7 protein-coding genes are annotated in these 12,593 nt (G+C 60.2%); 4 read left to right on the top strand and 3 right to left on the bottom strand.

The window, feature by feature from the left end:
* The 3 genes from RCH93_RS11930 to RCH93_RS11920 all read left to right on the top strand — a co-directional run.
* Positions 1–245, top strand: a 245-nt coding sequence (locus tag RCH93_RS11930; protein ID WP_306548633.1) for a hypothetical protein, incomplete at its 5' end; no start/stop codon positions are given.
* A 317-nt stretch (positions 246–562) separates the two neighbouring features.
* Positions 563–919 carry a response regulator gene (locus RCH93_RS11925; RefSeq protein WP_306548632.1) on the top strand — a complete coding sequence of 119 codons (357 nt, stop codon included), beginning with the start codon at positions 563–565 and terminating at the stop codon, positions 917–919.
* A gap of 181 nt (positions 920–1,100) precedes the next feature.
* Positions 1,101–9,854 (top strand): GH36-type glycosyl hydrolase domain-containing protein, encoded by an 8,754-nt coding sequence (locus RCH93_RS11920; RefSeq protein WP_306548631.1) that lies wholly within the window; start codon positions 1,101–1,103, stop codon positions 9,852–9,854.
* 15 nt (positions 9,855–9,869) lie between these two features.
* On the opposite strand, the gene RCH93_RS11915 is transcribed toward RCH93_RS11920, so the two are convergent.
* Genes RCH93_RS11915 through RCH93_RS11905 form a run of 3 tightly spaced genes read right to left on the bottom strand, consistent with a single transcriptional unit; the run spans position 9,870 to position 12,203 of the window.
* A complete protein-coding gene (locus tag RCH93_RS11915; RefSeq protein WP_306548630.1) occupies positions 9,870–10,505 on the bottom strand; it encodes a lysophospholipid acyltransferase family protein in 636 nt (211 codons plus the stop codon).
* Between the two features lie 2 nt (positions 10,506–10,507).
* A complete protein-coding gene (locus tag RCH93_RS11910; RefSeq protein WP_306548629.1) occupies positions 10,508–11,560 on the bottom strand; it encodes a phosphatidate cytidylyltransferase in 1,053 nt (350 codons plus the stop codon).
* Positions 11,561–11,564: 4 nt separating this feature from the next.
* Positions 11,565–12,203, bottom strand: coding sequence for a CDP-alcohol phosphatidyltransferase family protein (locus RCH93_RS11905; RefSeq protein ID WP_306548628.1), 639 nt, complete (start codon positions 12,201–12,203; stop codon positions 11,565–11,567).
* Positions 12,204–12,312: 109 nt separating this feature from the next.
* Between RCH93_RS11905 and RCH93_RS11900 the strand changes: the two genes are divergently transcribed.
* Positions 12,313–12,593: hypothetical protein (locus tag RCH93_RS11900; protein WP_306548627.1), on the top strand; the 281-nt coding region annotated here is incomplete at its 3' end.

The following is a 12,593-nucleotide window of genomic DNA, read 5'->3' as shown; positions in this document are numbered from 1 at the left end:
AAAGGCGCCAGGGTGAGAAGAGATTTTCGCATTTCGAGAGGCTATATGCCTTTGACACTTCGTCTCTTCTCCTCACCCCAGCTTATCTAATTTTTCGACTCTTGCCTTTATATGACAAAACGGCGTGCTTCACTGTTGCAATAGAAATGGAATCACAAGCGCGCAGCAACAAGCCCGCAGGGAATGCCCTGTGGGCTTTTTCTTTGCCCGCGGGGGGTATTGCTCTCCCTTGGCAAGACCTATAATGGTGCGCGATGTGTTGCGCGAACGAGTCAAACGCACGCAACGCTTGTGCATATTGCAACGATTACTTGCCCTGCAATCGGAAGTTAAGGCCCCGCCTTTTTCACCGCAACGCTTGAATCCGTCGAGGTAAATGCGTGCCGCACACATTACTTTTGGTTTGGGCATGTATCTTGATTGTGCAAACTCTATCAACGAACCTGTGATGGAAATTTCTGCTGATTGCGCCGAGGTGCAACTTGGCGCCTGAGATACCTCTATCATGCAAAGGCTGATCCGGATTTTTCTCCGAAAAGAGCCCTCATCAAGGAAATGACGAATGGCGCACATACTTGTGATCGACGATGAGGAATCCATCCGGTTCAGCTTTCACAGATTTCTGGTCAAGGAAAAGCATTCCGTGGTCACTGCTGAAAGTTATCTTATTGCTCTTGCCAGGATGAATGCAGAATATTTTGATTTGATCGTTGCAGACATCAACCTTGGCGACGGCTACGGCACAGACATATTGCAGGAAGTGTTGACGAGAAAATTGAAAACGCACGTCATCATAATCACTGCCTACCCGTCATCCAAGACAATAGAAATGAGCTTTCGTGGGAATGCAAACGATTATCTTGTCAAACCTGTTCGCCAACAAGATCTGTTGTGCAGCGTCAATAAATCTCTTCGGTAACGTATATGATTGAAACGTAGCGAACACTTAGGCGCTTTGTTTTTACCCGACAGCACTCCTTCCTTTGCACTGTTTCTCTGCAGCAATACGCGTTTTCTTGCGGTTGCTTTCATTGCATTGAACACCCCCTCCATTTTTCGGCTCATGGGTCGGCAAGCCGACTTGAGAAGGAGCTTCATCTATGAAAATCAGCATCACCACCATCCGCCACACCTTCCTGCGATTGCGAACGCGCCTTGGCGCCAACAGTTCAGCGCGCCAATATGCCGCCGGCGAGGCCCCGCTGCGGTCCGGGTTGTTCAGCGCCGACCAGATGGAGCATCACGGCAAGGCCCTGGCGGCCTCGCACGCCTTGAGCTCGGAACCACACCAGGATCGACTGCTGAAGCGGCTGGCCGACAACGAACACGTCCTGCTGCAAGTGCGCGATCTTCTCACCGAGGCGGTGCGGGCAAACCGCCGGATTGCGCCGGCCGGGGAATGGCTGCTCGACAACTTCTATTTAATCGAAGAGCAGATTCGAACCGCGAAACGGCATTTGCCCAAGGGCTACAGCCGGGAACTGCCGCGCTTGCAGGGCGGGCAGTCAGCGGGATTGCCTCGTGCCTACGACATTGCCCTGGAAACCATCGCTCACGGCGACGGGTTGGTTGACCCGGAGAGTCTCAGCAGTTTCGTCGCCGCCTACCAGACCGTGACCATCCTCACCTTCGGCGAGTTGTGGGCCATCCCCATCATGCTGCGTTTGGCGCTGGTGGAGAATCTTCGCCGGGTGGCCGCCCGGGTGGCTTCAGACCGAATCAACCGCAACCTGGCCAACACCTGGGCAGACCAGATGCTGGAGGTTGCCGAGAAAGATCCGAAATGCCTGATTCTGGTGATCGCCGACATGGCGCGGTCCAAGCCGGATCTGGTGAGTTCGTTTGTCGCTGAATGCGCGCGTCGGCTCCAGGGGCAAAGCCTGGATCTGGCCCTGCCGCTCACCTGGATTGAACAGCGACTGGCCGAATCCGGTCAGACGATTGAGCAACTGGTGCGGGCGGAGAATCAGCAGCAGGCCGCAGACCGGGTGTCGATCAGCAACACCATCAACAGTCTCCGCTTTCTTGGGGCCATGGACTGGCGCATCTTTGTCGAGACCATGAGCGTGGTCGAACAGACCCTGCGCGAAGATCCCGGCGACGTCTACGACAAGATGGATTTTGCCTCCCGCGACCGCTACCGCCACGCCGTGGAAAAGATCGCCAAAAAGAGCCCCTGTTCGGAAAACGAGGTGGCGCGCAAAGCCATCCAGCTGGCGCACGAGGGAGCGGCCCAAAAAGGCGGCGACGATCCCGCCGCGCATGTTGGCTTTTACCTGATCGACAAGGGCCGGACCCAGCTCGAAAACCGAGCCGAGGTGCGCCAGTCGGTGTTTGAAACTCTGGCCAGAATTTGCCGCCGCTTCCCGTTGTCGCTTTATGTCGGGGGCATCCTGCTGCTGACCGCGGCCTTTGCCTGGCTTTTGACCGCAAAGCTCTCCGCCGCCGGCGCGCATGGATGGGCGCTTGGCCTGATTGGCCTGCTTGCCGTGCTGGGCGGCAGTCATCTCGCGGTTGCCCTGGTCAACTGGTTGGCCACCCTGCTGGCAACCCCCCGGCCGTTGCCGCGCATGGATTTTTCCAAGGGGATTCCGCAGGGTTCGCGCACCCTGGTGGTGGTGCCGACCATGCTTGCCAGCGAGGAGGGCGTGAACGCCTTGATCGAGGCGCTGGAAGTCCGTTTTCTCGCCAATCAGGACGAGCATCTGCACTACGGGCTGCTCACCGATTTTCGCGACGCCGCCACTGAAACCACGCCGGAAGACGAACCCCTGGCGGATTTGGCCCAGCAGCGCATCGAAGAACTGAACGCCAAGTACTGCAATCCTGCCGGCGACGTCTTTTTCCTCTTTCATCGCCCGCGCCGTTATAATCCGCAGGACCAAATGTGGATGGGCTACGAGCGCAAGCGCGGCAAACTCGCCGACCTCAACTGGTTGCTGCGCGCCGGCCCGGACGCCGCCCTGGAGAATCGCTTTTCGGGCATTGTCGGCAACACGGCCATCCTGGCCAACGTCAAATATGTGATCACCCTGGACACAGACACCCAACTGGCGCGGGATTCCGCCTGGCAGTTTGTCGGCGCCATGGCCCACCCGCTCAACCGGGCCAGCTACGATCCCGGCAAACAGCGGGTTGTTTCCGGCTACGGCATTCTTCAGCCCCGGGTGGCGGTCAGTTTGTCCGGGGCCGACCGCTCCCTGTATGCGCGTCTGTGCAGCAGCGAACCTGGCATTGATCCCTACACCCGCGCTGTTTCCGACGTCTACCAGGACCTGTTTGCCGAAGGTTCGTTTATCGGCAAGGGCATCTATGAGGTCGACGCCTTTGAATCCGCGCTGGACGGTCGCTTCCCGGATAACCGCATTCTCAGCCACGATCTTTTGGAGGGGTGTTACGCCCGCTCCGGGTTGTTGAGCGATGTCCAGCTCTACGAGGAATATCCGTCGCGCTACAGCGAGGATGTGAGCCGCCGCCACCGGTGGATTCGCGGCGATTGGCAGATCGCGCAGTGGGTGACGCCGGCGGTTCCCGGCCAGGATGGTCGTCTGCGGAACAACCCGCTGACCCTGCTGTCGCGGTGGAAGATTAGCGACAACCTGCGCCGCAGTCTTGCGCCGGCCGCGCTGACCCTGCTGTTGCTGCTCGGTTGGACCGTGCTGCCCTCGGCCTGGTTCTGGACTGCGGTGGTGTTGGGCGTCATCCTGATTCCTTCCCTGATCGCCTCAACCTGGCATGTGCTGCTCAAACCCGCAGACGTGCCCTTGACCCAGCATCTCGCCGCAGCGGCGAATTCGACCGGTCTGGGCCTGGTGCAGGGCGTTTTTACCCTCGCCTGCCTGCCGTATGAGGCGTTTTACAGCCTGGATGCGATTCTGCGCACGGTCTGGCGGCTGCTGGTCACCCGCCGGGGACTGCTGGAATGGAATCCGTCCGGCGGATCGGATAGCGGACAGGACGCCACCCTGGTCGACTCGTACCGGACCATGTGGTTTGCCCCGGTTGTCGCCGCCGTTGCCGTGCTGCTGCTGGCCCTTGCGCGGCCGACCTCGTTGTTTGCGGCCACGCCTATTCTGGCCCTCTGGCTGGCGTCGCCAGCCGTTGCCTGGTGGATCAGCCGACCGCCGGTCCGCCGCCAAGCGCAACTTTCCCCTGAGCAGACCCTTTTTCTCCGCACCATGGCCCGAAAAACCTGGGCCTTTTTTCAGACCTTCGTCGGTCCGGAAGATCATTGGCTGCCGCCCGACAACTTTCAGGAGCATCCTGCTCCGGTGATTGCGCACCGCACCTCGCCCACCAACATGGGGTTGTCTCTGCTTGCCAATCTCACGGCCTGTGATTTTGGCTATATTTCTCCAGGGAGATTGATCGAACGCACCACCAACGCCCTTCGCACCATGGAAGGCTTGGAACGGCATCGGGGCCATTTTTACAACTGGTACGACACCCAGTCGCTGCGGCCCTTGCTGCCGCTCTATATTTCCTCGGTCGACAGCGGCAACCTTGCCGGTCATTTGCTGATTCTGCGCCAGGGCCTGCTGGCGCTTTCCGACGAGCCGATCCTCGGCAGACGGTTTCTCGAGGGCTTGCAGGACACCCTGAACATCGCGGTTGAAGCGGCAAACGGGGCAAACGGGGCAAACGCTGCAAATGCGGCAAACGGGGCAAACCCCGACCCGGAAGCGGAAAGGCGACTCGTGCCGCTGCAGCAACAGGTTGCGGCGGCGCTGCTTTCTCCCACTGCCCAGTTGACGCTTTTGCACCGGCGGCTGGCCACCTGGGCGGCGGCGGGGGAGGTGGTCAGCGGCGCGGAATCCTGGATCGACGACGCTGAAAGCCCGGTGAGGCAATGGACCAGCGCCTTTGTCCGCCAGTGCCGTGAAGGCGTCGACGAACTGCTGTTCCTCGCGCCGTGGCTGGAAAACCCGACGGCTCACGAGGTCCCTGAAACCTTGCCCGATTCTGATCGCATTCCCACCTTGCGCGAACTGGCGGGTTTCGAGGGACAACTCCTGCCGGCGCTCGCCCCGCTGGTCGAGGAGGCCGCCCGCCGCGCCCATGAGCGGATAGCGACCTTTGAGCGCCTGGCCCGCCAGGCCAACAGGCTGGCGCAGATGGAGTACGACTTCCTCTTTGACAAGTCGCGTCGTCTCCTGGCCATCGGCTACAACGTCAGCGACCATCGCCAGGACGCCAGCTATTACGATCTGCTCGCTTCCGAGGCACGGTTGGCCAGTTTCGTGGCCATTGCCCAGGGGGCCTTGCCCCAGGAGACCTGGTTTGCCTTAGGACGCCTCCTGACCACCACCGGCTGCGGGCCGGTGCTGCTCTCGTGGAGCGGGTCGATGTTTGAATACCTGATGCCGCTGTTGGTGATGCCCACCTACGACAGCACCCTGCTTGATCAGACCTGCAAGGCGGTGGTGGCCAGCCAGATCGATTACGGCCGGAAATCCGGCACGCCCTGGGGCGTTTCCGAGTGCGGCTACAACGCCATCGACGCCCAGCTCAACTATCAGTATCGCGCCTTTGGCGTGCCCGGCCTGGGTCTCAAACGCGGCCTGGCCGAAGATCTGGTGATTGCGCCCTACGCGACGGCGCTGGCGCTGATGGTCGAGCCCGAAAAGGCCTGTGTGAACCTTGAACGGATGGCCTCGGCAGGCTTTGCAGGAAGATTCGGCTTTTACGAGGCGATCGACTACACCCCTTCGCGTCTGCCGCGCGGCCTGACCAACGTGGTGGTGCGCTCCTTCATGGCCCATCATCAGGGCATGAGTCTGCTGTCGCTGGCCTATCTGCTGCTTGACCGGCCGATGCAAAAACGCTTTGAAGCCGAACCCCTGTTTCAGGCGACCCTGCTGTTGCTGCAGGAGCGGATTCCCAAATCAGCCTCCTTCTTCACCCATGCCACCGAGTTGGCTGAACTGCAAGAAACCGCCGGCGAGACGGACACCCCGGTGCGCGTCTTTTCCAGCCCGGACACCCCCAACCCCGAGGTGCAACTGCTGTCCAACGGCCGATACCACGTGATGGTCACCAACGCCGGCGGCGGCTACAGCCGTTGGCGGGATCTGGCCGTGACCCGTTGGCGCGAAGACAGCACCTGCGACAACTGGGGTTCGTTCTGTTACATCCGCGACGTTGACACCGGCAAATTCTGGTCAACCACCCACCAGCCGGTGGCGCGGGAAACAACCCATTTTGAGACGGTGTTTTCGGAAGAGCGGGCCGAGTTCCGTTGCCGCCACGACGACATCGACTCCTACACCGAAGTGGTGGTTTCCTCTGAAGACGACGTCGAGGTGCGCCGGATCACGCTCACCAACCGTTCCCGCAAGCGCAAAACCATCGACGTCACCAGCTACGCCGAAGTGGTGCTGGCCCCGTCCGCCGGGGACGCGCTCCATCCGGCCTTCAGCAATCTCTTTGTCCAGACCGAAATTATCCGCCAGCAACGGGCGATCCTCTGCACCCGGCGGCCTCGCTCGGTCGACGAGCAGACGCCCTGGATGTTCCACCTGATGGCGGTGCACGGGGCCACGGTCGGCGACATCTCCTATGAAACCGATCGTCTGCGTTTCATCGGCCGCGGCAACACCGCCGCCGATCCCCAGGCGATGAGCGGCGGCGCCGATTTCTTCACCGGCGCGCTCTCAGGCAGCGAGGGGTCGGTGCTCGATCCGATTGTGGCCATCCGCTATCGGGTGATGATTGAACCCGAGGAATCAGTGACCATCAACCTGGTCACCGGGGTCGGCGAAACCCGCGACGACGCCTTGCGGATGGTGGGCAAGCACCAGGATCGACGCTTGGCGGACCGGGTTTTTGATCTGGCCTGGACCCACGGCCAAGTGCTGCTGCGGCAGTTCAACGCCTCGGAGGTCGACGCCCAATTGTACCGGCGCCTCGCCAGTTCCATCATTTACGCCAATGCGGCCTTGCGGGCCGACTCAAGCGTCCTGATCAGGAACCGGCGCGGTCAGTCCGGGCTCTGGAGCTACGCCATCTCTGGCGATCTGCCGATTGTGCTGCTCCAGATTGAGGATCCGGCCAACATCGAGCTGGTGCGGCAACTGGTGCAGGCCCACGCCTACTGGCGCCTCAAGGGCTTGGCCGTGGATTTGGTGATCTGGAACGAGGACCGCGCCGGGTATCGGCAACTGCTCCACGATCAGATCATGGGGCTGATTGCCGCCGGCATTGAGGCCAGCGTCATTGACCGGCCGGGCGGCATTTTTGTGCGGCCTGGAGATCAGATCGCCGAAGAAGACCGCATCCTGATTCAAACCGTGGCCCGGGCGATCATCTCCGACAAACGGGGATCGCTGGCCGAACAGATCAAAGGCCGCACTGCGGCGGAAGTCGTGGTGCCCGCGCTGATTCCGACCCGGACCCATCGATCCGAGCCTCTGGCCATCGCGCCGGCGCCGCGCCTGGATCTGTCGTTCTACAACGGACTGGGCGGGTTCACCCCGGATGGCCGCGAATATGTGGTCACCACCGCTCAGGGCCAACTAACGCCGGCCCCCTGGGTGAATGTGCTGGCCAACCCGCAGTTCGGCACGGTCATTTCCGAGAGCGGCCTGAGCTACACCTGGGGCGAAAACGCGCACGAGTTCCGCCTCAGCCCCTGGGCCAACGATCCGGTCAGCGATTGTAGCGGCGAGGCCCTGTACCTGCGCGACGAGGAACGCGGCCATTTCTGGTCGCCGACGCCGCTGCCCTGTCGCGGGGCAACGCCCTACGCCACCCGGCATGGCTTTGGCTACAGCATCTTTGAACACACCGAGCGCGGCATCCGCTCTGAGTTGACGGTCTATGTGGCCCTGGACGCGGCAATCAAGTTTATGGTGTTGAAAGTGCGCAATGAGTCGGGCCGAATGCGCCGACTCTCGGCCACCGGCTATGTGGAATGGGTGTTGGGCGACCTGCGGCCGAAATCGAGCATGCATGTGGTGACCGAGATTGACCCGGCAAGCGGCGCGCTGTTGGCGCGCAACCCGTACAATACCGAATTTGCCGACCGAACGGCGTTTTTCGACGTCGACGAGGCCAAGCGCACCGTCACCGGCGACAGGGCGGAATTCCTGGGCCGCAACGGCTCGCTGCGGTCGCCCGCCGCCCTGGGCCGCACCCGTCTTTCCGGTAAGGTCGGGGCCGGCCTCGACCCTTGCGGCGCCGTTCAGGTGAGTTTTGATCTGGCTGTCGGACAGGAGCGCGAGATCATCTTCAAGCTCGGGCTGGGCCAAAATCCCGAAGACGCCAGAAATCTGATGCACCGTTTTCGCGGCGCAACCGCAGCCCGCAGCGCCCTGGATCTGGTCTGGAAACATTGGACCCACACCCTGGGCGCGGTGCAGGTGGACACCCCGGACGAATCGGTCAACGTGCTGGTCAACGGTTGGCTGCTGTATCAAATCCTGGCCTGCCGTTTGTGGGCCCGGAGCGCAACCTATCAGTCCGGCGGCGCCTTTGGGTTCCGCGATCAGTTGCAGGACGTGACGGCGTTGATCCACGCCCGGCCGCATCTGGTCCGCGAGCACCTGCTGTTGTGCGCCGCCCATCAGTTCCCGGAAGGCGACGTTCAGCACTGGTGGCATCCGCCCATGGATCGCGGCGTGCGCACCCACTGTTCGGACGATTACCTCTGGTTGCCGCTGACCGTCTGTCAGTACGTCAACGCCACCGGCGACAGGGGCGTGCTCGATGAAACCATGCCTTTTGTCCTCGGCCGTGCGATCAAACCCGACGAGGATTCGTATTACGATCTCCCCGGTCGCTCCGAAGAAACCGCAAGCCTCTACGAACACTGCGTCCGCGCCATTCTCAACGGCCTTGCCTTCGGGGAACACGGCCTGCCGCTGATCGGCTCCGGCGACTGGAACGACGGCATGGATCTGGTGGGCCAGCACGGCAAAGGAGAGAGCGTGTGGCTGGGATTTTTCCTCTATGAGGTGCTGATGCGCTTTGCCGAACTGGCCCAGGCACGGGGCGACATGCCCTTTGTCGAGCGCTGTCGGGAAGAGGCGGCGGCGCTGCGCCGCAATGTCGAGCGGCACGGCTGGGACGGCGAGTGGTATCGTCGCGCCTATTTTGACGACGGCACGCCGCTGGGGTCGGCAAGCAATCAGGAGTGTCAGATAGATTCGATTGCCCAGAGCTGGTCGGTGCTGTCCGGCGCCGGAGCTCCCGAGCGTTCCCACTTGGCCATGGAGTCCTTGAATGAGCGGCTGGTGCGCCGCGAGGATCGTTTGATCCAGTTGCTCGATCCGCCGTTTAACAAATCGAACCTGCAACCGGGCTACATCAAAGGCTATGTCCCCGGCGTGCGCGAAAACGGCGGCCAGTACACCCATGCCGCCATCTGGGCGACCATGGCCTTTGCCCGCCTGGGGAACAGCCGGCGGGCCTGGGAGCTGTTTGACCTGATCAACCCGATCAACCATGCCCGCTCGTCCGAGGAAACCGAGGTGTACAAGGTGGAGCCGTATGTTGTCGCCGCCGACGTCTATGCGGTGGCGCCCCACACCGGTCGCGGCGGCTGGACCTGGTACACCGGTTCAGCGGCCTGGATGTACCGGCTGCTGGTGGAATCGCTGCTCGGACTCAAGCTGGAGACGGACACGTTGCGTTTTACCCCTTGCCTGCCTTCCGGCTGGAAGGGCTTTACGATGCGCTATCGGTATCGGGAGACCACCTACCACATCCAGGTGGTGCAAACCCAGACCGAAAGCGGCGAGATGCAGGTGACGGCGGACGGCGTCGAGCAGCAGGATAGGGCGGTGCATCTGGTCGACGACCGCCGGGAGCACGCGGTTCAGGTGCAAATCAACGCGCCGGTGAGCGGTTTGTAGGCCGGCGCGGTGATTTCAACCCGTTGGGTTTGCTCCCTCGCTTGCAGCCTGACGGATGATCTCCTCAAGCCGGGCGGCGCAGTGTTTTCTTGCCTGGGAAGGGTCGAGGTGGAGGAAATCCCTGCCAAAAACCGGCGGTTTCACAGCAAGATTGATGCAGAAGGGAACCGGGAGGCTGCCCCCTCGGGGCAGGGTTTTTTCAATCCCGCTGAGAAAGACCGGATACACGGGAAGTTCCGGAAAATCGACGGCCAGTTTGCCGATGCCGCTTTTGAAGGGTTGAATGACTCCAGGATCGCCCCGGGTGCCTTCGGGAAAGACAATGATCGAGAACCCTTGTCGCAGCGCCTCCGCAATCGGTTCCAGGGCGGTGGCCGCCTTGGTCGCCCGCCTCTCGAGAAGAATAAGGTTGAAGACCAGGCGGCCGAGGAATCCGCCGATTCCCCGGCTGAAATAATCCTGGGCGGCAATCACCTTGACTTTACGGACCCGATGCAAGGGAAACAGACGAAAGAGGATCAGGGTGTCAAGATGGGTGTTGTGGTTGGAGATCACGATGCACTGGCCATCGGGCAGCGGTTTCACCGCCGGAATACCGAAAAACAGGGAAAGGATAGATCTGCCAATGGCGTGGACGATGATTTTCAGCATAATTAGAAATAATTCCAGCGGATAAGATGGAAGACGACCGGGATGGTAAAGATCAGGCTATCCACCCGGTCGATGATGCCGCCGTGGCCGGGTAATACACTGCCCGAATCTTTCACCCCGATATCCCGTTTGATCATGGAAAAAGCCAGGTCGCCGAACAGACCGAGAAGCCCAATCATGAGACCAACCCAGGCGCAGTACGGATAGGACATGCTGCCGTCCGGAAAAGGGGGCATCAGCGGCACAAAAACCAGGGAGAGCGTGGCCGTGAGCAGAGCGGAGGCAATACCCGCGGCCCACGTCTTTTTTGGGCTGATGTCCGGGGCTATCCGTCGTTCCAAAAGGTTCTTCAAAGCGCCCGCGTTCATCTTGCCCGACCAGGCCGCAAACCCCTTGCCGATCCAGAAGGACAGCAGATCCCTGATCTCGGTCAGGGTGAAGCAGTACATCAAGACAATGGCGCCGGTATTGATCATGAACAGACAATGGCCGAGGTTATGGACAAAGAACATGAACCCGAGCGTAATGATTCCCAAGGATTTGAGGCTGCCCTTGGTCCGATTCTGGAGAATGAATAGGATCGGAATGAGCAGGAAAACATAGACCGGGATGAGAATGATAAAAAGTTCATACCATTGAATGTAGGCGAGGTAGATGATGACCGGAATGGTCAGATAACTGATGAAGATGGATGCCCGGTCTTTGAAGGATAAAAGATTGGATTCCACGGTCTCGTGCATCGGCAGGATCGAGTAGTACTCGCGTAGCGAGGCGAAACAGAGGAATCCGAGAAAGACAAAAGAAACAAGCCGATGGGTCGACAAGGCGACGATGAAGACCGCGACCATCCACCACCAGGTGATGGTCCGGTCGCGGATTTCCTTAGCCATGGGGTTCTGTTTGTGTTCCATCCACCGCCAGACAAGGGAAAAGAACGCCAGGATGGCCACCAGGGCCGCCATGACCAACAGCATTTCTTTCTCGCCCTTGTGCTGGAGCAGGAAGAAGGAACCTCCGATGATCAGGAAGAGTGCGCCCATCTGCAGCGGTTTCATGCCTCTATCTCCCGATCCAGGTGTAGGATTGATAGTTTTCCCCTTCCGCCGCCTGGAGGATTTTTCGAATCCTGACCACACTGGTGAGCAGAACAAAACAGGACACCACCAGCAGATAGGCGCCGATGTATGGGTTCAACCAGGGGAAAAAGTAGAGCAGCAGCGCCAGAATGCCCATCCAGATGGCCCGGTCGGGCTTGCCCCCGAGGAAGGTTTCGTGTCGCCGCACACCACCGGGAAAGCTCTTGCCGAGAACGCCGAAATATTCGGCCATCCAGGTCAGGAGGAGAAACAGGGTCAGGGACAGGTGTGGACCGTTGGGAATAAAGAACAGAACCCCGTAACAGAGGGTGTCGCCCACGATATCCAGCCCCTCGTTGAACAGTTCCCCCGCCACGCTGCCGGTATGGTATTCCCGGGCCAACATCCCGTCCAGAGCATTCATGGCCATGCGCAAAACCAGAAAGCAGGGCGTACAGAGGAGCATCCAGCGGCATGCATCGAACCTGAGCCCGAGGTAGTAGGAAAGAGCGGTCAACAGGACAAAGAGAATGCCCAAAGCCGTGGCTTGATTGGCGGTCATCCAACTGCCCCCCATCCATCGGACCACCTTTTGAAAATTCCCTTTTTGCAGGTACAGCATGGTCGCATTCCTCCTGGATTAACGATGATTTTTGAGCGGCTATCGGCGCATAACCGTCAAGCTGCGAGTTATGATCAAAAATGGCGTTTGAGGGAGCCATGGAAAATAAATGACGCATCCTGTTGGAATAAGTTCGCCAAAACCCAATTCCAACAAAAAAAGATACGTCATCAGCAAGAGTAAAATTATTGCTTTTAAAAGGCCAGGGAATATTTCCGAGGATCGATTAACCGGGTTGCCAAAGGAACTGACCGGTCGGAGCTGGGGCGTCTTCGTGGAATCCCGTCTCTTCAAGTCGGCGGAGTATCTGCGGAGTATCTGCGGAGTTGGAGGGGGATTTCAAGGGGGGCGGAGTTCCACCGGGTTATCCGTGAACTGTGGACCATTGGC

Origin of the sequence: Desulfobulbus sp. (genome assembly GCF_030824455.1) — a bacterium.
Lineage (GTDB): Bacteria > Desulfobacterota > Desulfobulbia > Desulfobulbales > Desulfobulbaceae > Desulfobulbus.
Note: the sequence above shows the minus strand (reverse complement) of the source record. Positions and strands in the feature narration are given on the sequence as shown.

Excerpts from the sequence above, each read along its gene's own strand:
- RCH93_RS11925 (WP_306548632.1), top strand. The coding sequence starts at position 563 with ATGGCGCACATACTTGTGATCGACGATGAGGAATCCATCCGGTTCAGC.
- RCH93_RS11920 (WP_306548631.1), top strand. The coding sequence starts at position 1,101 with ATGAAAATCAGCATCACCACCATCCGCCACACCTTCCTGCGATTGCGA.
- RCH93_RS11915 (WP_306548630.1), bottom strand. The coding sequence starts at position 10,505 with ATGCTGAAAATCATCGTCCACGCCATTGGCAGATCTATCCTTTCCCTG.
- RCH93_RS11910 (WP_306548629.1), bottom strand. The coding sequence starts at position 11,560 with ATGAAACCGCTGCAGATGGGCGCACTCTTCCTGATCATCGGAGGTTCC.
- RCH93_RS11905 (WP_306548628.1), bottom strand. The coding sequence starts at position 12,203 with ATGCTGTACCTGCAAAAAGGGAATTTTCAAAAGGTGGTCCGATGGATG.